Source organism: Pasteurella testudinis DSM 23072 (assembly GCF_900176075.1).
In the GTDB taxonomy this organism is placed as follows: domain Bacteria; phylum Pseudomonadota; class Gammaproteobacteria; order Enterobacterales; family Pasteurellaceae; genus Chelonobacter; species Chelonobacter testudinis.
In genome coordinates this window covers 1-23982 of record NZ_FWWV01000023.1, presented here as the reverse complement: position 1 = coordinate 23982, position 23982 = coordinate 1, and the positions used below count along the sequence as shown (strand labels likewise).

General features: G+C 48.1%; 20 protein-coding genes and 3 tRNA genes. 6 read left to right on the top strand and 17 right to left on the bottom strand.

The annotated features are described in order from the left end of the window. From B8880_RS14280 to B8880_RS08770, 4 genes are all read right to left on the bottom strand, one after another. Positions 1 to 218 (bottom strand): helix-turn-helix domain-containing protein (locus B8880_RS14280; protein ID WP_084256944.1); only part of this gene is annotated, 218 nt, incomplete at its 3' end. 146 nt (positions 219 to 364) lie between these two features. After that, a tRNA-Leu gene (locus B8880_RS08780) sits at positions 365 to 450 on the bottom strand. A 15-nt stretch (positions 451 to 465) separates the two neighbouring features. After that, positions 466 to 816 carry a preprotein translocase subunit SecG gene (gene secG, locus B8880_RS08775; RefSeq protein WP_084257243.1) on the bottom strand — a complete coding sequence of 117 codons (351 nt, stop codon included), beginning with the start codon at positions 814 to 816 and terminating at the stop codon, positions 466 to 468. 157 nt (positions 817 to 973) lie between these two features. Beyond that, positions 974 to 2938: a DNA topoisomerase III gene (locus B8880_RS08770; protein WP_084257242.1), complete on the bottom strand. Its 1965-nt coding sequence runs from the start codon at positions 2936 to 2938 to the stop codon at positions 974 to 976. 194 nt (positions 2939 to 3132) lie between these two features. On the opposite strand from B8880_RS08770, the gene B8880_RS08765 reads away from it, so the two are divergent. After that, complete coding sequence (locus B8880_RS08765) at positions 3133 to 4734, top strand: methyltransferase regulatory domain-containing protein (RefSeq protein ID WP_084257241.1); 1602 nt, start codon at positions 3133 to 3135, stop codon at positions 4732 to 4734. Between the two features lie 156 nt (positions 4735 to 4890). On the opposite strand, the gene B8880_RS08760 is transcribed toward B8880_RS08765, so the two are convergent. The 8 genes from B8880_RS08760 to mltA form a co-directional block, all read right to left on the bottom strand. Next, positions 4891 to 6840 (bottom strand): LTA synthase family protein, encoded by a 1950-nt coding sequence (locus B8880_RS08760; protein ID WP_084257240.1) that lies wholly within the window; start codon positions 6838 to 6840, stop codon positions 4891 to 4893. Positions 6841 to 6948: 108 nt separating this feature from the next. Next, on the bottom strand, positions 6949 to 8244 hold the full coding sequence (locus B8880_RS08755; protein WP_084257239.1) for a hypothetical protein: 1296 nt from the start codon (positions 8242 to 8244) through the stop codon (positions 6949 to 6951). A 3-nt stretch (positions 8245 to 8247) separates the two neighbouring features. After that, positions 8248 to 8982, bottom strand: a complete 735-nt coding sequence (gene mtgA / locus B8880_RS08750) for a monofunctional biosynthetic peptidoglycan transglycosylase (RefSeq protein WP_084257238.1) — start codon at positions 8980 to 8982, stop codon at positions 8248 to 8250. A gap of 22 nt (positions 8983 to 9004) precedes the next feature. After that, positions 9005 to 9310: a trp operon repressor gene (trpR, locus tag B8880_RS08745; protein ID WP_084257237.1), complete on the bottom strand. Its 306-nt coding sequence runs from the start codon at positions 9308 to 9310 to the stop codon at positions 9005 to 9007. Positions 9311 to 9343: 33 nt separating this feature from the next. After that, positions 9344 to 11407 carry a transglycosylase SLT domain-containing protein gene (locus tag B8880_RS08740; protein ID WP_084257236.1) on the bottom strand — a complete coding sequence of 688 codons (2064 nt, stop codon included), beginning with the start codon at positions 11405 to 11407 and terminating at the stop codon, positions 9344 to 9346. A gap of 76 nt (positions 11408 to 11483) precedes the next feature. Beyond that, on the bottom strand, positions 11484 to 12524 hold the full coding sequence (gene znuA / locus B8880_RS08735; RefSeq protein ID WP_084257235.1) for a zinc ABC transporter substrate-binding protein ZnuA: 1041 nt from the start codon (positions 12522 to 12524) through the stop codon (positions 11484 to 11486). Between the two features lie 35 nt (positions 12525 to 12559). Beyond that, on the bottom strand, positions 12560 to 13333 hold the full coding sequence (gene tcdA / locus B8880_RS08730) for a tRNA cyclic N6-threonylcarbamoyladenosine(37) synthase TcdA (RefSeq protein ID WP_084257234.1): 774 nt from the start codon (positions 13331 to 13333) through the stop codon (positions 12560 to 12562). Between the two features lie 6 nt (positions 13334 to 13339). Next, positions 13340 to 14437, bottom strand: coding sequence for a murein transglycosylase A (gene mltA / locus B8880_RS08725; protein ID WP_084257233.1), 1098 nt, complete (start codon positions 14435 to 14437; stop codon positions 13340 to 13342). Between the two features lie 241 nt (positions 14438 to 14678). Between mltA and B8880_RS08720 the strand changes: the two genes are divergently transcribed. Continuing rightward, positions 14679 to 14755, top strand: a tRNA-Met gene (locus B8880_RS08720). Between the two features lie 155 nt (positions 14756 to 14910). On the opposite strand, the gene B8880_RS08715 is transcribed toward B8880_RS08720, so the two are convergent. The 3 genes from B8880_RS08715 to lptF all read right to left on the bottom strand — a co-directional run bounded on the left by B8880_RS08715 (position 14911) and on the right by lptF (position 17377). After that, positions 14911 to 14995: transfer RNA gene (locus tag B8880_RS08715), tRNA-Leu, on the bottom strand. Positions 14996 to 15190: 195 nt separating this feature from the next. Further along, positions 15191 to 16267 (bottom strand): LPS export ABC transporter permease LptG, encoded by a 1077-nt coding sequence (gene lptG / locus B8880_RS08710; protein ID WP_084257232.1) that lies wholly within the window; start codon positions 16265 to 16267, stop codon positions 15191 to 15193. 3 nt (positions 16268 to 16270) lie between these two features. Beyond that, the gene (lptF, locus tag B8880_RS08705) at positions 16271 to 17377 is read right to left on the bottom strand and encodes an LPS export ABC transporter permease LptF (RefSeq protein ID WP_084257231.1); all 1107 of its coding nucleotides are present in this window, start codon (positions 17375 to 17377) and stop codon (positions 16271 to 16273) included. A gap of 208 nt (positions 17378 to 17585) precedes the next feature. On the opposite strand from lptF, the gene B8880_RS08700 reads away from it, so the two are divergent. The 4 genes from B8880_RS08700 (at position 17586) to B8880_RS08685 (ending at position 23111) form a co-directional block, all read left to right on the top strand. Next, positions 17586 to 19100 (top strand): leucyl aminopeptidase, encoded by a 1515-nt coding sequence (locus B8880_RS08700; protein ID WP_084257230.1) that lies wholly within the window; start codon positions 17586 to 17588, stop codon positions 19098 to 19100. Positions 19101 to 19319: 219 nt separating this feature from the next. Next, positions 19320 to 19553: a hypothetical protein gene (locus B8880_RS08695; protein ID WP_084257229.1), complete on the top strand. Its 234-nt coding sequence runs from the start codon at positions 19320 to 19322 to the stop codon at positions 19551 to 19553. A gap of 201 nt (positions 19554 to 19754) precedes the next feature. Further along, on the top strand, positions 19755 to 20195 hold the full coding sequence (locus tag B8880_RS08690) for a DNA polymerase III subunit chi (protein WP_084257228.1): 441 nt from the start codon (positions 19755 to 19757) through the stop codon (positions 20193 to 20195). A gap of 60 nt (positions 20196 to 20255) precedes the next feature. Beyond that, positions 20256 to 23111, top strand: coding sequence for a valine--tRNA ligase (locus B8880_RS08685; protein WP_084257227.1), 2856 nt, complete (start codon positions 20256 to 20258; stop codon positions 23109 to 23111). Positions 23112 to 23174: 63 nt separating this feature from the next. On the opposite strand, the gene B8880_RS08680 is transcribed toward B8880_RS08685, so the two are convergent. Both B8880_RS08680 and B8880_RS08675 read right to left on the bottom strand, forming a co-directional pair. Beyond that, positions 23175 to 23393 carry a hypothetical protein gene (locus tag B8880_RS08680; protein ID WP_084257226.1) on the bottom strand — a complete coding sequence of 73 codons (219 nt, stop codon included), beginning with the start codon at positions 23391 to 23393 and terminating at the stop codon, positions 23175 to 23177. 105 nt (positions 23394 to 23498) lie between these two features. Beyond that, positions 23499 to 23930 (bottom strand): DUF1911 domain-containing protein, encoded by a 432-nt coding sequence (locus B8880_RS08675; RefSeq protein ID WP_425272998.1) that lies wholly within the window; start codon positions 23928 to 23930, stop codon positions 23499 to 23501. Between the last annotated feature and the right edge of the window lie 52 nt (positions 23931 to 23982).

Below are 23982 nucleotides of genomic sequence, written 5' to 3'. Positions count from 1 at the left end.
GCGTATTCAATGGCGTTGAGCTTGTCTTGCAATGTATATTTTTGCGTAATATGCAACACGGCCAGACCATTTAAGCCGGAATGCCTGTATTGTAAAACCCATCGGCGGATACAGCTTTCCGGTGTTTGAAAAACGCGTGATGTGTTACTGATAGATTGGGGCTGTTGAAGGTAATATTCAACGACGTGTTGTTTAAATGCTTGGGTATATTTAGTCATAAAAATCTGCACCTTAGTTCGTTGGTTTTGGAGTCCAACTTTTGGGGTGCAGATCAATCACCAAGATCGCCGTTTTATTATCGCCAGACGCTGTCTCGCGATAATAAAAAAGCCTTGAACATCTTCAAGGCCTTAGCGAGATTATTTGGTGCTCTGGGCGGGACTTGAACCCGCACATCCTATGGACACTACCCCCTCAAGATAGCGTGTCTACCAATTCCACCACCAGAGCAATTTTATTATTCGATTATTGAGGAATATCGCTGTTCGGCTGTGTTGCCGGTACGTCTAACGTCGGGATCGCATTTTGCTGTTCCAATTTTTGCGCTTCAATGCTCAGATCATCAAACGTGCCTTGCGGCGCTTGGCGATGGGTGTTTATGTTGCCGATAACCAGTGCGATCACAAAAAACAGAATGGCGAAAATGGCAGTGGTGCGCGACAAAAAGTTGGCAGAACCTGCCGCACCGAAAATCGTGCCTGACGCGCCGGAACCGAAAGACGCGCCCATATCTGCGCCTTTGCCTTGTTGCAACAGGATAAAGCCGATCAACACAACCGACACGACGATATAGGCAATAATTAAAATTTCATACATAATTTTCTATATTCTCTACTACACTTGATACGGCCCTGTCGGCGACAAAACCAAAATAATTAAATTTAACCTGCGCATAGTAACCAAAGCCCGAAAGCTGTGCAAGTTTATTTTGCCAAATCGCCTTTAACTGATTTAATTTCAATCAACCGACATTTCAATCGGTCGGCACCACAGCGGTATCGGCAACCGCACTTTGGTTTTTACTTTTACCTTTCGCCTGCGCCGCTTTTTTATAGCCGCCCCGTTTTGCCGATGGCGGTGACACTTGGCGCAATAGGCGTAACGATTGCAGATCGTATTGGTTTAACATCTGCGGCAAGGTAGTCAATAGCTGCTGCATAAACTGCTGATAACTCGCCTGTTTGCGGCTGATCCCGTCCAGCTGTGATTCCCAGTGCGCGGTCATATCCGGCAGTGTGGCGCTTTCCGGCAAAGCTTGAATCAGAATCCGTCCTGCTTCGGTGCTGACGATATTGCGCCCTTTTTTCACGATAAAGCCGCGCTTGAACAGCAGCTCGATAATCCCTGCCCGTGTGGCTTCCGTGCCCAAACCGTCGGTTTCGCGCAAGATTTTTTTCAGCTCTTTATCCTGCACAAAACGGGCGATTCCGGTCATGGCGGACAGCAGAGTCGCGTCGGAAAACGGTTTCGGCGGCTGTGTTTTCTTGCTGACGATTTCGCCTTTTTCACAGTGCAGCACATCTCCCTTTTTCACCTTCGGCAGCGGCGCCTGCTGGTTCTCGTCTTGATCTTCTTTGCCGAGCAGCTGCTTCCAACCGGCGGTTTGCAAGCCGCGCGCCTGCGCCAAAAATTGTCCGCCGGCAATCTCCAAGCCGATTTTTGTTTTACGGTATTCGGCATCGGGGCAGAACTGCATCAGATATTGGCGCGCAATCAAATCGTAAATCTGCTGCTCGCTGTGTGACAGATGAATTTGCCGCCGGTTGGCAGTCGGGATAATCGCATGGTGCGCCTCGACTTTTTTATCGTTCCAACAGCGGTTGCGTTGTGACAAATTGACAATTTCCGGCAAGGTTTGATAAGGTTGGCTGTGGTTGGAAATCGCGGCGCTGACCGCACTTCGCTCGGCAAAATGCTCCTCCGGCAGATAGCGGCAATCGGAACGCGGATAGGTGATTAATTTATGCACTTCATACAAACGCTGACAGGTATCCAGCACCTGCTGCGCCGATAAGCCGTAGCGTTTGCCGGCATCGATTTGCAGCGCGGAAAGCGAATACGGCAGCGGCGCGGTCTCTTTTTCTTGGGTATCGCTGTATTGGGTGACGACGGCAGGCTGTCCGCTAATGCGTTTGACCACATTCTCCGCCAGCGCGCGCGATAAAACCCGTCCGTTTTCGTCCTGATAATCTTCGCAGGCTTTGCTCGGCTGCCAAAGTGCGGTAAAGGTTTGCGGCGGTTGAGCCGCGGTTTGGATATGCGCCAGCACTTCAAAAAAATCTTTCGGCTGAAAATGTTCAATTTCCAAATCACGCCGCACAATCAGCCCCAACACTGGCGTTTGCACCCGACCGACCGACAGCACGCCGTTGTAACCGGCTTGTCTGCCGCGAATGGTGTAGGCTCTGGTCATATTGATGCCGTACAACCAATCGGCTCTGGCGCGCGCTAGTGCCGACGTTGCCAGCGGAATAAAATGGCGGTTGGATTGCAATTTTTCAATCGCTTTGCTGACCGCACTTGGATTCAGATCGCTGATTAAACAGCGCTGAATCGCACTGCGTTTCGCGTCCGGCAGCGCGGCATAATTAAACACTTCGTCGACCAACAGTTGCCCTTCGCGATCAGGGTCGCCGGCGTTAATCAGTTGATCCGCTTGTTTGATCAGATTCAGCACCACGTTCAACTGTTTTGCGGTGCTCTGCTTCGGATTGAGCTGCCACTGCTGCGGAATGATCGGCAAATGTTCCAAACGCCACTGTTTAAAACGCGGGTCGTAAGCGTCCGGCTCCGCCTGTTCGAGCAGATGCCCGATACACCAAGTGACATAATCCTCTTGACCGCACTTGATAAAGCCGTCTCCGCGCTGGTGCGGCTTTGGCAACACATCGGCAATCGCACGTCCAAGGCTGGGTTTTTCGGCAATAAAAAGTCGCATAAGTTAGACAATATCAAGCACAAAGTGCGGTAAAAAAAGAAGAATCTTACCGCACTTTATCCGCTACTGACAAGCTGTAAACTTGAGCTGAATCCCATTTTACCGCCACGATCGTTGTGGCCATACCGCACTTTGCGATAAGATGAGGAGTAAGACGAGAAATCGTCAATCGACTGCCCGCCAAGGAACTTTATATGGACAATCCGCTGTTGCAAGAAAACGCCAAAACCTACGATGACTTCCCTTATCTCTCCCACCCGTTTGCTAAATCGTTGCCCTCGTTACATCAGGCGATCGGGAAATTATTCGGGCTGAATCCGCCGGATTTAACCCGCGCCAGAGTACTTGAGCTGGGCTGTGCCAGCGGCGGCAACATTATTCCGCTGACCTTTTTCTATCCTGAGCTGCAAGTGGTCGGCGTGGATCTATCGCAAGTGCAAATTAACGAAGGGCGGAAAATCGTTGCCGCAATGGGCTTGCAGAATCGTGTGCAGCTGCACCACCTGAGTATCACCGATATTCCCGACGACTTCGGCGAATTCGATTACATCATCTGCCACGGCGTGTACAGCTGGGTGCCTGATTTTGTGCAAACCGGCATTTTCGAGGTGATTCGAAAACAGTTAAAAGCGGACGGTATTGCTTATATCAGCTACAACGTCTATCCGGGCTGGAAATCGTTGGAAATTGCGCGCGATGCCATGCTGTTCCACACCCGTGATATTCAAGACAGCACATCTAAAGTCGATAATGCCAAAGCGATGATCCGTTATATGCACCAAAAAGCGCGCAAAGACAGTATGTTCAAGCGGATTATGGACGATGTCGATCAACTGGTGCAAAATTCGGCGCCTTACTATCTGGCACACGAATTTTTAGAGATTCATAATTCTCCGCTCTATTTCACCGACATGGTGAAAAAAGCCGCTGCACACCAACTGGTTTTTCTGAATGAAGCTGAGATTTCCAGCTCTTTTGCCGAAAATTGGGGCAACGACGTACATGCCGATTTGATCAAAGCCAGTCACAATGATCAACTGGTCGTCGAACAGTATTTGGACTACATCAACAACCGCCAGTTCCGCCAGTCACTGTTTATTCCGCAAGCCGCGCTCGCTTCGTTGAACCGCCATCTCTCGGCGGAGGCGATGCAAACCTGCTGTTTTTCAGTCTCTGTCGCCAAAGAAAGTACGCCGCGTGCCGAAATGCCGCAGCACACCCACTTTATTTTCAATCATCTGGATACGCTGTTTTACCGCACGCAAAACAGCCGTGAAATCGAAGCCTTAGAGGTACTTTGCCGGTTTAATCAACTGTTTTTCGATTTTCAGACGTATGAAGACGCTGTAAAAAGTGTGATGCAGGCACACTACAACCGCGAATTTGTTACCCATTTATTGCTGAAACTAGTGGTTTCCGGCTTGCTGCATATCTGCGGCACACCGCCAATCAGCAATCGTCCGGTCAATGTGATCTCCGCCACGCCACAGGTTGCCGAACTTAACCGCCGTTATCTTGCGCTGCGCGACTATATCGTCAACGCCCGCAATGAAATGCTGAAACCGGATCTGATTCAATCGCTGTTAATCCCTTATCTGGACGGACAACACAGCGAAGCGGATTTATCCGCCGTATTACTGCAAGCGCATGCCGACGGTAAAATCAAATTTAATCACAATTCGCCTGATGCCGAAGCGGTTGAAGTTACCGATGCGCAGGAAATTGAAAAACTGGCAGGCGAATTCACCCGCAATGCTTTGCTTCATCTGCGTGAAAACGGCATGTTGATCGGCTAGTCTGTTTACATCAGATATTCGTTGCCAATCCAGTCCACGCACGGTAAAGCGGTGCTCGGTTAGATTAATTTCAGTTTTTCACTGATTTATTGAAAAGACAAAGGGCTGATCTAACATCAGCCCTTATTTTTTCTATCGGCAAAAAACTGAAAACCGCTATTTTTTCTCTTGTACCGCTGACTTATACAACCGGTTTTTATAGGCATGGCTGCCCCACAGGGCATACGCCAGTGCGGTTTTTTTCAGTTGCGGATCAATCTCGGTTGCAATCAAACTGTGGCTGGCTTGGTCATAGCGGAAGCCTTTGGCTTCGCTGTTCGGTTGCAAAATCGCCACCTGATCGCCCTGCATATACGCCATTGTTTTATCAAACTGCATTAACGCGCGGTTCGGATCATCGCTGCGGGTCAAGTCGTAACCCAGCATCGGATATTCGCCGCTGATCCCTGCCAGTGACAATAGCGTGGTCGGCAAATCGATTTGGCTGACTAAACGCGGATCGCGTTTGGCTTCGATGCCTTCGCCCAAAATCAATGCCGGAATATGGAAATGCCGAATCGGCACCAGCGACGCACCGGAAACACGCGAATCATGGTCGGCGACCACCAAGAAAATCGTATCTTGCCAATAATCGGATTTTTTCGCCATCTCGAAAAAGTAGCCTAACGCAAAATCGGCATATTTCGCCGCATTGTTACGGGTCTGTTTCGGCTGTTCGTACAACTCGATTTTATTGTCCGGAAATTCGAACGGATCATGGTTGCTGGAGGTGAACACCAAGCTGAAAAACGGCTGACCGCTCTTTTGCCATTCGCTGAATTGCTGATTGGCTTTATCAAACAGATCTTCGTCGCTCATGCCCCAAGTGGAAACGAATTTCGGGTTTTTATAGTCCGCTTGATCAATGATGGTTTGGAAACCGTTGCCGTAGAAAAAGCTCGCCATATTGTCAAAATGTTTTTCGCCGCCGTAAATAAACGAGGTGTGATAGCCCTGTTTTTGCAGCAGTTCGGCAATGGTGAAGAAACCGTGCTGACTACCGGACAACTTGACCACCGCTCTTGCCGGCGTCGGGGTGAAGCCGCTGGTCACGGCTTCGATTCCACGCACCGAACGAGTGCCGGTGGCGTAGAGATTTTCAAACAGCCAGCCTTGCTGCGCCAATTGGTCAAAGTGCGGTGACAGCGGTTTGCCGTTCAAGCTACCGATAAATTGCGCGCCCAAGCTCTCTTCCAGAATAATCACGATATTTTTCGGTTTTCCCTGATAGCTGGCTTGGTTATAGGTCAAGGTCGGAATTTCGCTGCTGAGATACTCGCTGTCGGCACGTCCGCGTGCGCTTTTAATCGTTTCCAGCACCTCGTCAAATGCCATTTTGCCGTAGATTTCGGACGATTTGTCTTCATCTTTCAGCTGTTGCGCGGCATAAAGCAAGGAGTAGCCCGAATTCAGCACCAACGAATTGACCAACGGATCGGAGGAGAACGCCACCATTGCCGGATTAATGCCACGGTGCTGTAAACTGGAGCGCGCGCCGAGAAACACCAGCGCAATCACCAATAATGCAATCAAAGGGCGGTAGCGCCAACGGAACGGGGAGAGGTTGGCGGTCACTTTTTTTGCCAAACGCCAGTAAAACCACGCCGCCAATGCGGTCAACGCCGGAACGGCAACCAGCGCCAACAGATGCCCGTTTGCCAACATGGTAAACACTTCTTTCGGATTGACCAGATACTCGATAAACAGGCGGTTCGGACGGAAATCGTAGGTTTCGATAAACTCCGGCGTCACCAGTTCCATAAACAGGATAAACACACTGCCGGCGGTCAAAACGATCCGTAACAATGCAACATAGAAACGCCCTATGCGGTTGTCGGAAATCAGCAACACGCTGAACAGTGCAAAAATACCAAACAACCAACAGAGGGAAACGATATCGATGCGGATTCCCTGCACAAAGAGCGGTAGCCAGCCGTGAACGGCGCCGACGCGCTCCTGTTGCCAAAATGCCAAGCCGAAACGGCTGAGGGAAAGAATAAATAAATTAACTAAAGTAAAACATAAAACCGGATAAAGTGAGCCTGAATATTTTTTAAAATTAGACATTTAGCAAGCCTGCGACAAAATTATAAGTATTATGCAGCTTAGAGCAGAAACCGGTTAAAAAGTTCTTTGGTTTTATGTAATAATATTACAAGCTATCACCCTTATTTTTTATTCTGCTTTACGAACCCTGATAAGCGTTTTTTTATCTGCAAGTCCTTGTAAATAACGCCATGGTAAATTGCCTTCAATTTTACCGTTTTTCACCAAAGTGCGGTAAGCGCAAATGGTGGTCATCGGGCGGTAATTAAAACTGCCGTCTTTATTAATCAGTGGATCAATTTCACTTTCCAAGGTCCAAATCACCGGCGTATTATCCGCAAAATTCACCGGCGCGCTAAAGTGCGGACAGCCTTCATTATAGCCGATTGTCAACTTATTGTGACCGTTTGGATTCGGACTCGGCAAATCGGGAGCATTCATAAAGCCGAACTGCGAATCGTGCTGCAAAATGTGCTCACGCACCACCGGCCACAAATATTGGCGCAAAAAATATTGGTCGGCAAAGCGTGGATCGAGCTTCTGCGAAGCCACATATTGCCTAATCAAACCGCTCATCGGCGGCAACACCCCACTGATTGCGCCCCACAAACCTGCCAAAATCAATTCGGTATGCGAGCCGCAATCGCGGATCATATGAAACGGTAAATCGCTTTCGCACCACTGCGCCACCGCTTCGGCTTCCCGCTGCGAAATCACCGAATCGGCATCGCGAAAAATCACCCGCGCTACACTTTCATCGTCCAAGGCTAAAAAACGCCACATGGTCGCCGGTATTTTTTTCTGTTCGGCAGTTACATATACGATTTCTGCTCCATTCGCCTGCAATCGCTGCACCACCGATTCGGGCACACTGTCATCAAGGTAGAAGCGGCAGATCCAATCGGGATAAATACGCGACTGTAATTCGCAATTCATCACCGCCGGTTCGCAATAAACCGACGAAGCGCCGTACAATGAAAAAGCAATAATCTTTTTGCGACCGCACTTTTGCCCTGACGGCAGTGGGTTAAACGGGAACGGATTCAATTCAAATTTTTTCTCACGAAACAGACTGTCGCGGATATTCAACGCCGCTTTGCCATAGATCCGTACCAAATCAAATTTACCGCTTTCGCCGCAAGCGTGTGATAAGACATCGTAAGCATTTAAATTTTGGTTATCCAATTTTAACGCCTGTGCAGCCGCCTCCATCGCTTGTTGCCAATCGGCAAGTTTAATATAGCAGGTTGCCAAATTACTCCATTTTGCCGCGGACGGCGCAATCGTCAGCAACTGCCGCAGCTGCGTGATTGCCAGCGGAAAATCCGCTTTTGCATATGCCGTGACAAATTTCTGCTGTAAATCGCGTACAATATGTTGTTTCTTTTTTTGTTTTACCGCTTGAAAACGAGCCGTTTTTTTCATGGCTTACTCCAATTTTTTCAAAAAGGATTTTCCGCCCAACGCATTCATTTGTTGCATAATCCACTGTTGTTTGCGCAATACGCCGGCAGAGGGTTGTCGGACTTTATATAAAATCGGGTTCGGTAACACTGCGGCAAGCAAAGCCGCTTCGTGACTGTTCAAACGATCTGCGGATTTATTAAAATAGTGTCGCGCCGCCGCCTGCACGCCGAAAATGCCGTCGCCAAACTCAGCAATGTTCAAATACACTTCTAAAATCCGTTTTTTATGCCACAAGGTTTCCAACATGAATGTGGTCGGCACTTCTATTCCTTTGCGCAGCCAACTCTGTCCGTGCCATAAATACAAATTTTTTGCCGTCTGTTGCGAAATGGTCGAGCCGCCGCGCGTGCGGTTGGAATTGGCGTTATCTTCCAGCGCCGACTGAATCGCACTGAAATCCAGCCCGTAATGTTGATCAAAACGCTGATCTTCGGCGGCAATCACCGCCAGCTGCATCTGCCAGCTAATCTGATCCAGACTAACCCAGTCGTATTGTATATCATAAGAAAAATCCCCCTTGAGCCAATGCGCCGCTTGCTGCTGCAACATATAAGCGGAAAACGGGATCGGTACAAAACGAAAAAGAGCGGTCAATGCCACCCATGCCAACACCATGCGCAAAATCCATTTGCGTATGCTCTTCCAGAGCTTCGGTTGCCATTTGAGTCGTTGACCGCTCTTTTTATTCTTGCTCATACCGTGGGTCGTTATCTGTCGATCAGCGCCGGAGCAGCCATTGCAAAAAATCATCCGGCATCGTTTTCAACATATTCGAGCCGCGTGTAATCGTGGCGGCACTGGTATTCAATTTTTGCTGAATCTCACGCTGCGATAAATTTTTGCTTAACAACTCACCAATAATATTGACCCGCAGTCCAACGGCATCGCGTTCGTCGGCTGTCAACAGAAGCGTCAACAGTTGTTCCTCCCTGCCGTCGGCAAAGGCTTGGCGCAATAATTCAATGAACGCATTCCACTGTTCTTGCTTGCTGCTTGATTTACCGGTCGCATAGTGATTCAGCATAAGAACCCTCTTTTTCAGTGTTGTACTATCGCACTAGTATAATCGATCAGACTCGCTTTTGGCGAATTTTATTAACGGTTTTTGCGCCAGCAACTGATAGTAGTAATCAAAAGTGAGCACATTTTGTACATAGCCGCGCGTTTCATAAAACGGAATGGTCGCGATAAATTCCGCCATGCTCAACCGTCCGCCGGCACGGCTCAGCCAGCGCTCGACCCGACTACTACCGGCATTATACGCCGCGGCGATAAAAATCCGATTGTCGCCGAAACGATCCGCCAGCTCCTGCAAATGCTGCGTACCCAGCATAATATTGTCAAAGGCATCAAACAATTGGCGTTCATTGTTGTACGGCAAGGCAAATTTATCCGCCGTGGCTTTAGCCGTGCTCGGCAGCAACTGCATTAAACCGCGCGCATTAGCATGAGATTGCGCGCGCATATCCCACGCACTTTCCTGACGGGCGATGGCCATCGCAAACGTCGGCGTGATCGCTTTGCCTTGCAAGTTCAACTCAAACCACAACGGATAGGCAAACGGCAAGCGTTGCGCCAAATAGTCCCATGCTTTGGCTTGAATCGTCGCCTGCACGCCAAATTCGTACCACTGCTTTTGATTGGCGTAATCCGCCAATGCAATTTGCGCCGATTTATCTTGTTTTGCCAGTAATGCCAGCCACGCTTGCTTCGCTGGCGAAAATTGCGCGATCGCCAAAAACTCTTCAATTTCGCTTAATGCCGCTTGCAACGGTGCTAACGCCGCCGCTGCTTGTTGGGCATTGAGTGTGGCAAAGTGCGGTTGATAATCGATTTTCAACTGCTCCGCCGCCAGCAACGGATAAAAACCGCGTTCGCTCGCCAATTGCCGCCACTGTTGCTGCGCTTGTGTTTTTTTGCCTTGTTTGTTGTGTTCAAACGCTTGCCAAAAACGCCACTCTTGCTGTGATTTGGCATTGTCTGACAACAGCGCCAACCAGCGGCTCAAATCCTGCTGTGCCAGAATCGCCAGCCGGATACGACGCTCGATCAGATTATCCTGTTTTAACTGCATAACCTGCTGATCGCGCCATGCCTGAATCTGCGGATTGTCCGAATCGAACAATTTGCTGACAACCGCCGCCCGCCAAACATTCAATTGCGACGTTGTCAAACCGAAACGCGCGCCCCATTCGGCATATTCAGCAAAAGGATCCGCCGCAGAAAATTGGCTTTCCGTCAATTGATTAACATAACGTGGAAATGTGTGCGCAATCACCTCGCTATTCGGTTTGTTCACTGCCGTCGTTTGTACGAAAAGCGTCAAGGTTTGCGGCTGGCTGCGCAATTCAACCAAACTCTCCAACCAAGACATCAGCACCACATCGTCACTTTGGTTACGCAAGTGGCGCAGTACCCCGTCGCTCCCTTGCTGAAACGCCAGCAAGGCGCGTTGCCGAACCAAGTCTTCCGTTTGCTGTCCGGCAGCCTGCCATAAGCTGAAAATATCGTCACACGCGGACGGCAACGACGCGCCGTTTAACCAAAGATCGCTTACCGCTTGCCAATCTATCGCAGGCGCAAGTGTGGTGGGTGCAAGTGTGGTGGGTGAAAGTGCGGTAGATGAAAGTTCGGTTGGCGCTTGTCTGGCTTGCGCCGACAAATAGATACAACGGGAAATTAAATCCTGCGGTGGTTTACCCTGCGCCGATTGGTTTTTAAATTGCAATATCCCTTGCCAATCCTGCCGTTTTTGCAAGGTTTGATACCAAGTGCGGTTCAAATTTTTCTGCTCGGCAAGTGCCGGATATTGGCGGCTGAACTGCACTACCTTTTCCGCCGACAGTTGTGCCGAATCGCTGACCAAGCGCTGATATTGCAGATAAGGCAACAGTGGATAGCCGTCAAGCTGTGCGATCAATTTATCCATCACCGCAAAACTGTTTTTCTCTGCCGAAAGCGGTAACAATGCTTCGGCCTTCCGATAAATTTGCCGTTGTTGATCAATCGATAAGGTTTCGGCAAACACGGTCTCCGACACTGTCATTGCACTTATCAGCCCTAAAATCACGCCTGCTTTCCGTTTCATCTCTTCTCCGACAAATTTTGCAAAAAATTCCATAAAAAACACCTTGCACCGTTTCAAACAATGCAAGGTGTTAGACTGCCGATAAGGCTAAAAATTCCCTAAAATTGGCTTATTTAGCCGCTAAACAGTGTGAAAAGCTATCGGCTAACGACTGTAAAAAGTCGGTGTAAGCAGTTTTGCTTAACTGGATTTTATCGCCCAACGGATCAATTACGCCCAATTTCACGCCGGTGTTTTTGTGCAAAGTTTCCAATAAACGTGGGGTAAATTGCGGTTCGGCAAATAGGCACTGCGCTTTGTTGGCTTGAATATCCTCTTTGATTTCATTCAATTTTTTCGCCCCTGGTGCAACAGTCGGGTTAATGGTAAACGACCCCAAACGGTTTAAACCGTAGGCGCGTTCAAAATAACCGTAGGCATCGTGGAAAACGTAATATCCTTTGCCTTTAACCGGATCCAATTGGGTTTTCAGCTGCTGTTGCTTAGTGGCAATGCCTTGCTTGAACGCCGCCAGATTGGATTGGATACGTTTCGCTTGCGCCGGATAATTGTCGCTTAAGCGGGCGGCGATTTGCTCGGCGATTTTTTCACTGATATCGCTGGAAAACCAAACGTGCCAATCGGTTTGCAAACCGCCGTGCGCATGGTCATGGTCGTGTCCATGTGCGTGATCATGATCGTGGTCGTGGTCATGATCGTGGTCATCTTCATACCCCGGAGGCCCATCGTGATCATGAGTGTGATGGTCGTGGTCGTGGTCGTGGTCGTGGTCGTGGTCGTGATGATCGTCACCATCGGCATGCACATGCAACGCTTCGCCCAACAATTGCTGAATGTTATCCATTTTATCGATTTGCAGCACTTTTTTTGCCTCTAAGCGCCCGATATTTTTGCTGAGAAAGGTTTCCAAATCTTTACCGACCCAAACCACCAATTCGGCATTTTGTAAACGCTGCAAATCCGACGGACGCATACTGTAATCATGCGGTGATGCCCCTGTCGGTAATAAAACCGATGTCGTGGTTACGCCGTCCGCTACTGCGGCGGCAATAAAACCGAGCGGTTTTACCGTGGTGACAATCTCTGCCTGGGCAGTGTAGGCAATAGTTGTGAGGAGCACGCCTGCCAGTGATTTATTTATTATTTTCATGCTTTTTCCTTGTTAAGATTGGGGATTACCCCCGATTAGTTTGCCGGTTGCTGTAACAGCTTTTCCAGCACTCTGGCAACGGCAAAAAACCCGAAGGTCGCCGTTACCATGGTTGCCGCGCCGAACCCGTTAGCACAATTCATGCTGGCGGAGACAGGGCAATCACCTTCCATTTTCGGGAAGATAAGCGGTTGGGTCGAAAAAACACAATCGACCCCAAATTTTCGTTTTGGATTTTGCGTAAAATGGTACTCTTTACGCAACAGCGACCGCACTTTTGCCGCCAACGGATCCTGAATGGTCCGGCTGAGATCGGCGATCTGAATCTGAGTCGGATCGGTCTGTCCGCCTGCGCCACCGGTGGTAATCAGTTTGATTTTATGACGCTTGCAATAGGCAATCAGTGCGGCTTTGACTTTCACGCTGTCAATCGCGTCAATCACATAATCAAATTCGGCGCTGATATATTGTGACAAATTCTCTTGCGTCAGAAAATCATCAACCACCGTCACCTGACATTGCGGATTGATTTGCGCGATCCGCACTTGCATGGTTTCGGTTTTTAACGCACCGATATTGTCGGTCAGAGCGTGAATTTGGCGATTAACGTTGGTCACGCAAATATCGTCCATATCGATCAAGGTAATCTTACCGATTCCGCTACGCGCCAAGGCTTCCACCGCCCATGAGCCCACGCCGCCGATTCCGACCACGCAAATATGCGCTGCGCTTAAGCGTGCCAATTCCGATTGTCCGTATAAACGGGCAATACCGCCAAAACGGCGGTCATAATTATCAATCCGTTCCATATTCTGTTAGTTTAACACCCAAGCCCGACCATAGTGTTTTAAAAATCCGGCGGTCTGACCGGCTTTATCGCCGATGCCCTGATAAAGATCAAAATGCTGTCCTTTTATCGCCCCGCCGACGTCAAGCGCCACGACTAAGCGTAGATCATGTGCTCCCGTCCAGTTGCCTTGGCTGTCAATCCGCGGCATTTCGACTAATACGATACTTCCCAACGGAATCACGTTTCGGTCGACTGCAATCGAGGATAAGCCGATCAGCGGAACACCTGCCGCACCTTTCGGTTTATCGGTCGGATCAACCTTAAAGTAAATATAAGAGGCATTGCGTTCCAACAGCGCTTGGAAACGAGACGGATTGCGCTCGCCCCACGCCTTAATCGCCTGCATTGACATTTGTTCTTTCGGAATTTCGCCGTCTTCGACTAATAAGCGCCCAACCGCAGTGTAAGGGTAACCGTTCTGTCCGCCGTAAGCGAAATGGGTTAGCCGCCCGTTACCCATATCCATAAAACCACTGCCCTGCACCCCCATCGCAAACACATCATACATGGTGCTATAAGCCAGTTCTAAACCTTGCCCGTTCAAAGCGCCGTTGTAAATCTGCGCACGGCTGTAGCGTTTATTTTTCGGCAAGGCATAAACCGGATGTTGATATTGGCTGCTTTTATTGGCACGACCATGAAAAACCGGAATATAGTAACCGGTCATCAGCACGTTTTGGAAACCGTCGTCACCACTCAATTGACGCGAATTCAAACCGAAATCGGCCAGCTGATCCACATCGGCGCCGGACAGCACCCAGTTGGTAATTTTGCCGTAAGTGCTGGCATGGCGGTTAACCAAATTATTGGAGTACGACCGCACTTCGGATAATTGGGTTAAAAAATCCCCTTGATTGATCACACCGCTTCTATTTGCCACCTGAGAAACCGGAAACAAATATTGGCTAGGACTCACATAGCTGCGCCCTTGGTAAACCGCACCTAATTTTTCACGTTCCGCACGTTCGTTGTAAACACTGCCGGTTCGCGTCGGTGATGATCCGCAAGCCGATAAGAGTAACACTGTGGCTGTCACCACACCGAGTTTAAAATTAAATTTCATAAAATCCGTCTATCTTTCTGTGATCTAACAAACCTGACGATATCAGGGGCGGATACCTTAGCAAAAAACAGCTAAAAAATATAGGGCATATAACGCTTGTTTAACGAATAAAAAATCACCAAGCAATTCTCCGTTTCGTTGAAAAATTATTCGCAACGTTGTTTTTTTGAACGCTTAGAAAAAAAATTTAAAAACAGGCTTGCGTTCCGTTAAAAAAAGCGTATAGTACGCCACTCACAGACGCGGGGTGGAGCAGCTTGGTAGCTCGTCGGGCTCATAACCCGAAGGTCGTTGGTTCAAATCCAGCCCCCGCAACCAAATTTTAAAAGCACCCTTTTGGGTGCTTTTTGCATTTCTAGATTCTCATATTACTGAGCTGATTTTTATAAGCCCGCACCTGCTTCACAAAACCTGAATTTAAAATAAAAAAAAGCCCTGATTAAAAATCAGGGCTTGAGGATTATATTTATCAGTGGTGCCTAGGGCCGGACTCGAACCGGCACACCCGAAGGCGGTTGATTTTGAATCAACTGCGTCTACCAATTTCGCCACCCAGGCTACGCTGATAAACATAATCGCTGTCAGTGGTGCGCATTATACGGCTATCAAACTAAGTTGCAAGTGCAAAATTTAAATTTTTAATTCGTTCGCTTTAATTTTCGACAATTTGATTATTTATTAATAAACACCGCACTTTCCTGCCTGTTTTACAGCCCAATGTTCACTCGAAAGTGCGGTTTTATTGCTGAAATATCAACTCGGTTTGCGTTTTAATAACCACCACGTCAGCAAGAAAAACAGCAAGCTCGGCAGTAGTGCGCCGATGATAGGCGGGATATCGAACACCACCGTCACCCGTCCGAACGTTTCGTTGATCACATAAAACGCGAAGCCGAACACAATTCCGGTGACGATTCGTGCGCCGGTGGTGACGCTGCGCAGTGGACCGAAGATGAATGACAGCGCCAGCAACATCATCACCGCCACGGAGAACGGCTGCATCAGTTTACGCCAGTAAAGCAGCTCAAACTGTTTGGAGTCCTGTCCACTCTCCCTTAAGAAAGTTGCGTAGTTATTCAAGCCGCTGATTGATAATGAGGTCGCTTTCAGACTGACGGTCAACAACTTATCCGGTGTCAGGCTCGACTGCCAGATTTGGTTGAGGTAATTGCGGTTTTGAATTTGATCTTCTTCAATAACGGTTTCGCTCAGCTGATTAAAGACCCAATGCCCGTTTTCCGGCTGATAGGTCGCCTGATTGCCGTGCTGCATGGTTTTCAAGCGGCGCTGGTTGTCAAATTGATAAATATAGATATTATTCAGCGTATCACTGTTACTCACATTTTCAATATAGACAAAATTATTGCCGTCCCTTGCCCAAATGCCGTTTTGTACCGACAGCAGCGAACCGCCGGAAATCGCTTGCGAACGCATATTGCGGGCAAATTGTTCGGTTTGCGGAATACCCCATTCGCCGAGCAGCATAATGGCTAGAATCAGCGGAATCGCTGTTTTGATCACCGACAGTCCGATTTTCAACCGTGAAAAACCGGAAGCCTGCATCACCACCAATTCGCTGTTGGCCGCCAGTGCGCCCAAGCCGATTAATGCGCCCAACAGCGCTGCCATCGGGAAAAAGGTTTCCACATCGCGCGGCATGGTCAGCAAGGTGTAATAAACGGCTTGCAGGCTGTCGTAGCTGCCTTTGCCGACATCACGGAACTGCTCGACAAATTTGATAATCGCCGACAAGCCGACCAACATCAGCAGGGTCATTAAAATAGTGCCGAAAATGGTACGGCCGATATAACGATCTAATACACCGAACATGGATCAGTCCTCCAGTGCCGAGTTGGGAGAAAAGAAGTGGCGGACTTTATACATAAACGCACTGTTCCAACTGTTTAACATGATGGCTATCAATAAAAAGACGATATGCACCAACGGGATAAATAACGCTGCGTCAACTTTGCCGCTGGTACCGGCGGATTTTAACGAACTGAGCAGCAGGAAATAGATCAGATAAAGCAAAAGTGCGGGTAACATTTTGGCAAAGCGCCCTTGACGCGGATTGACTTTACTCAACGGCACTGCCAACAGCGCCATCAACGGCACCGCAAGTACCAACGAAATCCGCCACCACAACTCCGCTTTCGCCGCCGCAGATGAATCTTCAAGCAATTGGCTGAATGTCAAACGTTCGATCTTATCGCTGTTCGACTCCACATTGGTGAAGGTTAAATAGGCTTGATAATCGTCAAAATGGGTGATCTTAAAATCCGGCAGGATTGCACTGCCTTCATAACGCTCGCTGTTGGCCAGTTTCAAAATCTGATCGCCGTTCGGCAAGGCTTCCAGATTTCCGCTTTCCGCCACCAGCACCGACGGTTTGATATTGCCCCGTTCACGCATTTGGAACAGGTAGATATTATCCAACCGGTTGGCTTCGACCTGATCGATAAACAGCACGAAATTGCCGTCGCTGTTGCCGATAAACTGTCCGGCACTCAGCGCCGATAACGTCGGATTCGCCTTTGCCTGCTCCAATAAATTGACCTGTTTTTCAATCGCCCACGGTGAAAGCCAAAACGCATTATACGCCGCCAGCGCAGCAGTGAATAACGACAGCAACAGCGCCACCCGCATTAAAATCCGCTGCCCCACGCCGCAGGCACGCATCACGGTGATTTCACTGTCGGCATACAATCTGCCGAGTGTCATCAAGATCGCGATAAACAGGCACAGCGGCAACATCAATTGCGCCATTGTCGGCATGCCTAAGCCGAGCAATGAAAAAACCAAATCGGAAGGCACATTTCCGTTGACGGCGGAGCCTAACACCCGCACCAGTTGCTGCGCAAAGAAAATCAGCAATAAAATAAACAGAATAGCGATCTGGCTTTTGAAAATTTCTTTGGTTAAATATTTAAGTAAGATCACAGTCACGCCTTTTGGATTTTGCTTATAAAATCGGTTTCTCTTAAGACAACAAATAACGGAAAATATTAGGACTTTCCGGTGAACCCGCTGGTTTTTGCGAATCCTTTTGTGAATCCGTTAGTTAATTCGGTGTCATTCGTCGTTATAAATCGTATAATGATACCCTTATTTTAATCATGACAACAATAAAAATTATCGGGAGTACGCTATGGAATTCACTATCACTCAGCTTGCTGCAGACAAACAAACAAGCGATTGCCTACTGGTTGCAATATATGAAGAAAAACAACTCAGCAGCACCGCCACGCAACTCGACAGCTTAAGCAACGGCCATTTGAGCCGCTTATTGGACGAAGGCGATTTAGAGGGAAAAATCGGACAAACCTTAATGCTGCACAATGTCGCCAATCATCTCCCGAATGTGCAGGCGAAACGCATTTTATTGGTCGGCTGCGGTAAAAAACAGGACGAATTAAGCGAGCGCCAATATCAGCAAATCGTCAGCAAAGCCTTTACGGCGCTGGCGGCAAGCAATGCGCAAAGTGCGGTCAGCTTTTTAAATGAGGTAACGCTGAAACAGCGTGGTGCTTACTGGAAAGTGCGGTTTGCGATTGAAGCCGTTCAACAGGCGCGTTACCAATTCGAACAGTTTAAAAGCAAAAAATCCGATAACCGTCGGGTATTGCAAACCATTGAATTTTATAGCGAATCCGACGATCTTGCCAAAACAACGCAAGCGCTGCGGCACGCAACGGCGATTGCCGACGGTGTGAAAGCGGCGAAAGACGTGGCAAACTGTCCGCCGAATGTCTGTAATCCGGCGTATTTGGCGGAGCGCGCCCAAGAGTTGGCGGTGCAATCCGATTTCATCAACACCACGATTATTGACGAAGCGCAAATGGCGGAGTTGAACATGAATGCTTATTTGGCGGTGTCGCGCGGCTCGCAGAATCCGGCGTTTATGTCGGTAATCGACTATAAAAACCACCCGAATCCGCAAGCCAAACCAATTGTGTTGGTCGGCAAAGGCTTAACCTTTGATGCCGGCGGTATTTCATTGAAGCCGGCAGCGGAAATGGACGAAATGAAATACGATATGGGCGGCGCAGCATCGGTTTACGGCGTGATGAAAGCCGTCGCCGAATTAAAACTGCCGTTAAACATCATAGCAGTGTTAGCCGGTTGTGAAAACCTGCCGGACGGCAATGCTTATCGTCCGGGCGATATTCTGACCACCATGAACGGCTTAACCGTCGAAGTGTTGAATACCGATGCCGAAGGGCGGTTGGTCTTGTGCGACGCCTTAACTTACGTCGAGCGTTTTGAACCGGAAGTGGTGATCGATGTTGCCACCCTGACCGGCGCTTGCGTGGTGGCATTGGGGCAACATAACAGCGGTTTGATCTCTCCTGACGATCAACTGGCACAACAATTGGCGCACGCGGCGCAACAGGCGCAAGACAAAGCCTGGCGCTTGCCGTTAAGCGAAGAGTATCAGGAACAGCTGAAATCCAATTTTGCCGATCTCGCCAATATCGGCGGACGTTGGGGCGGCGCAATCACCGCCGGTGCGTTTCTGTCCAACTTTACTAAAAACTATACTTGGGCGCATTTGGATATCGCGGGTACGGCGTGGAAATCCGGTGCGGAAAAAGGCGCAACCGGCCGTCCGGTGGCATTATTGGTGCAATATCTGTTGAATAAAGCCGATAGCGCGCACTAATCCCGTTACAATAATCTCTTGTTTGCAATAGGGCATTTTTTATAAATGCCCTTACTTTATGCCGACCGCCCTATTTTTCCTACACAAACCAAACAGAGATTATCCTGCTGCAAATCAATTTATCGCCAATTTCCGCTATAAATTTAAACAACAAATGGTGTATAGTTAATCTTGCCTATTTTCTATTATCTTTAAATTAATTGTATAAAGGAGGTTATCATGGCACTGGCACCTTTAGTTGTGCGAAAATTTGAATGTTCATCCGAAAACGATGCCGCACAAATTTGCGCAGCGTTGAACAAGGCAAAATATCATTCAATTGCGTTAGGAAGCGCAGTTGTTTCACAATGTCGTCCGACGAAAAAGCTGGAAGGGATTTTAGCGAAAGTCAATTTAACGGAAGTGATTCCAAGTAATTATGATCTTGAGCAAATCCAGACCATGATTGCATAACACTTCATTTGATATAAATCACTATTATCCGCCATTTTGTCGACGATAAAATGGCGTCTTTTCCTGAAAACCGCACTTTTCACTTAACGCTGCCTCCGTGATTTTCTCCTTTCACTGAAAGCCTTTTTTCGCTAGAATTGGCAGTTTATTTCACAGCGACTGAAAACGTTCAGGCAAGCAGATACAAAATTAGGGCAACAAGTGAAAAAAGCACAGTTTTATCTTTTGCAAACAGATGATCCCAATGCGGAACTTAGCATTATGGAATCGTTGGCCTGTAACTTGGCTGCCGACGCCTGGCGCTTGGGCAAACGGGTGTTGATTGCCTGTGAAAACGAACAGCAGGCACTGTTACTGGACGAAGCATTATGGCAGCGTGATCCGGAACAATTCGTGCCGCACAACTTGTCAGGCGAAATCACCACTTATGCCACCCCGATTGAAATTTGCTGGGTCGGCAAACGCAACAGCCAGCGGCGCGATTTATTGATTTCGCTGCAAAGTGCGGTGCCGGATTTCGTCAACAGTTTTAATCAAGTGATTGATTTCGTACCGGCGGAAGAACACGCCAAAATCCAAGCGCGCGAACGTTATAAACAGTATCGTCAGCTGGGATTTGAATTGAGTACGCAACAAGTTTAACTAAACCAATTTAACCAATAATGCAAAGTGCGGTCAGCACATTCGGATAAGAAAGAGAATATGGAAACCACTTACAATCCACAGAATATCGAACAGCGTTTATACCAAAATTGGGAACAAAACGGCTATTTTAAACCGTCGGAAGATCGTTCCCGTCCAAGTTACAGTATTGCCATTCCGCCGCCGAACGTGACCGGTAGCCTGCATATGGGACACGCTTTCCAACAGACCTTGATGGATACCCTGATTCGTTATCACCGTATGCAGGGCGACAATACGTTATGGCAAACGGGAACCGACCATGCCGGCATCGCCACGCAAATGGTGGTGGAGCGTAAAATCGCCGCCGAAGAGGGCAAAAGCCGCCACGATTTCAGCCGTGAAACCTTTATCGACCGCATTTGGCAATGGAAAGCCGAATCCGGCGGTACGATCAGCCAGCAAATGCGCCGCATCGGTAATTCGGTGGATTGGGATCGCGAACGTTTTACCATGGACGACGGTTTGTCGGAAGCGGTAAAAGAAGTGTTCGTGCGTTTGCACGAAGAGGGTTTGATTTATCGTGGTAAACGTTTGGTCAACTGGGATCCGAAACTGCACACCGCCATTTCCGATTTGGAAGTGGAAAACCGCGAATCGAAAGGCAGTTTGTGGCATTTCCGTTATCCGTTAGCCAACGGTGCGAAAACCGCCGACGGTTTGGATTATTTAGTGGTTGCGACCACTCGCCCCGAAACCGTATTGGGCGATACGGCGGTGGCGGTGCACCCGGAAGACGAGCGCTATCAATCGCTGATCGGTAAAACCGTATTGTTGCCGCTTGCCAAGCGTGAAATTCCGATTATCGCCGATGACTATGTCGATCGCGAATTTGGAACCGGCGTGGTGAAAATCACCCCTGCGCACGATTTCAACGACTACGAAGTCGGCAAACGCCATCAGCTGCCGATGGTCAACGTGTTAACCCTGAACGCCGATATTCGCGAACAGGCGGAAGTGCTGAACAGCGACGGCAAAGCCAACAACGATTATCAAGCCTTTATCCCCGAAAACTATCGCGGCTTGGAGCGTTTTGCCGCACGCAAACAGCTGGTTGCCGAGTTTGAACAACTGGGGTTGTTGGATCAAATCAAACCGCACGATCTGAAAGTGCCTTACGGTGACCGCGGCGGCGTACCGATTGAACCGATGTTGACCGATCAATGGTATGTCAGCGTTGCGCCGCTTGCCAAAACCGCAATTAAAGCGGTGGAAGACGGCGAGATTCAATTCGTGCCGAAACAGTATGAAAACCTGTATTTTTCATGGATGCGTGATATTCAAGACTGGTGTATTTCCCGTCAATTGTGGTGGGGACACCGCATTCCGGCGTGGTACGACAACGACGGTAACGTTTATGTGGCGCGTGATGAAGCCGAAGTGCGGTCTAAGCACAATTTGGCTGCGGACGTTGCACTACGCCAAGATGATGATGTGCTGGACACTTGGTTCTCTTCCGGTCTGTGGACATTCTCGACCTTGGGTTGGCCGAAGCAAACCCCTGATTTGGCGATGTTCCACCCGACTAACGTATTAATTACCGGTTTTGACATCATCTTCTTCTGGGTTGCCAGAATGATCATGTTCACTATGCACTTTATCAAAGATAAAGACGGCAAACCGCAAGTGCCGTTCAAAACCGTGTATGTCACCGGCTTGATCCGTGACGACAACGGACAAAAAATGTCGAAATCGAAAGGCAACGTGATCGATCCGCTGGATATGATCGACGGCATCGATCTGGAAGCGTTGGTGGAAAAACGCACCGGCAATATGATGCAACCGCAGTTGGCGGAAAAAATCGAAAAAGCCACGCGCAAGGCGTTTGCCAACGGCATTAACGCACACGGCACCGATGCACTGCGTTTCACCCTGTCGGCGCTGGCTTCGACCGGCCGTGACATCAACTGGGATATGAACCGCTTGGAAGGCTACCGTAACTTCTGTAACAAATTATGGAACGCCAGCCGCTTCGTGCTGATGAATGCCGAAGGCAAAGATTGTGGTTTCGGCACAGGCGAAAAAGAATTATCTCTGGCAGATCGCTGGATTTTAGCCGAATACAACAATACCGTGCAGGCTTTCCGTCAGGCGTTAGACAGCTATCGCTTTGATTTGGCTGCTAATATTCTGTATGAATTCACTTGGAACCAATTCTGTGACTGGTATTTGGAATTGACTAAGCCGGTATTCAACAGTGGTAGCGAAGCGCAACAACGTGGCACTCGCCACACCTTGCTAACTGTGTTGGAAAGCCTATTGCGTTTGGCGCACCCGATTATTCCGTTTATCACCGAAGAGATTTGGCAACGGGCGAAAGGTTTGGTCGGCGTGCACGGCGACACCATTATGTTACAACCGTTCCCAAGCTATAATGCAGAGCTAGTCGATCAAACCGCACTTGATGAAATCGAATGGTTGAAAGAGATTATCGTCAACGTGCGTAATATCCGTGCCGAGAAAAATATTCCGCCAAGCAAAGGGCTGGAACTATTATTGCGCAATTTAAGCGACAACGAAGCAATCTGTTTAAGCAAAAACCGCACTTTACTGCAAAATATGGCAAAACTGGATTCAATCCAAGTGCTGGCTAGCAATGAGAGCGCACCGTTATCAGTGGCGAAACTGGTCGGTGGCTGCGAATTGTTAGTGCCGATGGCTGGTTTTATTGATAAAGACACCGAATTGGCACGCTTGGATAAAGAGATCGCCCGTTTGCAAAATGAGGTCTCGCGCATTGAAAACAAATTGTCGAACGAAGGTTTCGTTGCCAAAGCACCGGCGGCGGTGATCGACAAAGAGCGTGCGAAAATGGCGGAATACCAAGACGGATTGGAAAAATTAAAAGCGCAATATGCGAGCATTGAAGCGCTGTAACACACAGCGAAAATAGGGTAAAAAACAGGGGGAATTGATTTCCCCTTTTGATGACTATTGCCTTTAAATTTTTAAAGAACAAATAAAGTTATTTTTTATTTTTAGAATAAAATTCCCAATATTTTTTACTATATCCTTGAAAGGCTCGTTTTTTACCTCTTGATAAGCAATATTAAAATATTTTATAGCTTCATCAGCTTGATTCATACACCCAATTTCTGCGCAATATCCATGCCTGGGAGCCCTTTCCTTTATTAGGACATTATCTAATGCTGTTTGCATGGATGGATGCATTGGAGTATTAGGGCGACTAATGTCGGTTCTTTAGCAAGAATAAATCGCTTAAGCCCCGCGTTTTGAGGAAAGCGGACAATAAAGGTCATCGTTTTATTGATTATCAGCATAATGCACTAAATCATAGGGATAATATTGTTGATCTTTAAGGCTTGTATCATCAAGTCCCAATATTTTGACTAATGCGCCACTTTCGAAGCTCCAATAGCCACTGTGAATATTATGTTGAGATTTATGGCTATTGTACCAACCGCTATCCCGGTGCCCACTGTACCAACGTTTTTGCAAATAGTTCTTCAGTTTATTTAATGATTTTGTTTTATCGATTGAAGCTAATTCAATNATTTCTTTAGTTAATGCATAGGGACGAGAGAACATAAAATCAGGATGGATAGGCCAATTTTTGTGATGATAGTGAATAAGTGTATCAATTAAATAATCATTAGGATTATCTTTTTGAACTAACTCAATCAGTTGATTAAAATGATGTTGATCTATATCTAATAGAATTGCAATGGATAACATTCTCACCATTTGCTCATAACCATTTGATTTTTTCCAAGCGGATTGCATATAG

Excerpts from the sequence above, each read along its gene's own strand:
- trpR (WP_084257237.1), bottom strand. The coding sequence starts at position 9,310 with ATGCTGAATCACTATGCGACCGGTAAATCAAGCAGCAAGCAAGAACAG.
- B8880_RS08765 (WP_084257241.1), top strand. The coding sequence starts at position 3,133 with ATGGACAATCCGCTGTTGCAAGAAAACGCCAAAACCTACGATGACTTC.
- B8880_RS08680 (WP_084257226.1), bottom strand. The coding sequence starts at position 23,393 with ATGCAAACAGCATTAGATAATGTCCTAATAAAGGAAAGGGCTCCCAGG.
- B8880_RS08700 (WP_084257230.1), top strand. The coding sequence starts at position 17,586 with ATGGAATTCACTATCACTCAGCTTGCTGCAGACAAACAAACAAGCGAT.
- B8880_RS08770 (WP_084257242.1), bottom strand. The coding sequence starts at position 2,938 with ATGCGACTTTTTATTGCCGAAAAACCCAGCCTTGGACGTGCGATTGCC.
- znuA (WP_084257235.1), bottom strand. The coding sequence starts at position 12,524 with ATGAAAATAATAAATAAATCACTGGCAGGCGTGCTCCTCACAACTATT.
- B8880_RS08755 (WP_084257239.1), bottom strand. The coding sequence starts at position 8,244 with ATGAAAAAAACGGCTCGTTTTCAAGCGGTAAAACAAAAAAAGAAACAA.
- tcdA (WP_084257234.1), bottom strand. The coding sequence starts at position 13,333 with ATGGAACGGATTGATAATTATGACCGCCGTTTTGGCGGTATTGCCCGT.
- secG (WP_084257243.1), bottom strand. The coding sequence starts at position 816 with ATGTATGAAATTTTAATTATTGCCTATATCGTCGTGTCGGTTGTGTTG.
- B8880_RS08695 (WP_084257229.1), top strand. The coding sequence starts at position 19,320 with ATGGCACTGGCACCTTTAGTTGTGCGAAAATTTGAATGTTCATCCGAA.
- B8880_RS08740 (WP_084257236.1), bottom strand. The coding sequence starts at position 11,407 with ATGGAATTTTTTGCAAAATTTGTCGGAGAAGAGATGAAACGGAAAGCA.
- lptG (WP_084257232.1), bottom strand. The coding sequence starts at position 16,267 with ATGTTCGGTGTATTAGATCGTTATATCGGCCGTACCATTTTCGGCACT.
- mltA (WP_084257233.1), bottom strand. The coding sequence starts at position 14,437 with ATGAAATTTAATTTTAAACTCGGTGTGGTGACAGCCACAGTGTTACTC.
- B8880_RS08760 (WP_084257240.1), bottom strand. The coding sequence starts at position 6,840 with ATGTCTAATTTTAAAAAATATTCAGGCTCACTTTATCCGGTTTTATGT.
- mtgA (WP_084257238.1), bottom strand. The coding sequence starts at position 8,982 with ATGAGCAAGAATAAAAAGAGCGGTCAACGACTCAAATGGCAACCGAAG.
- B8880_RS08685 (WP_084257227.1), top strand. The coding sequence starts at position 20,256 with ATGGAAACCACTTACAATCCACAGAATATCGAACAGCGTTTATACCAA.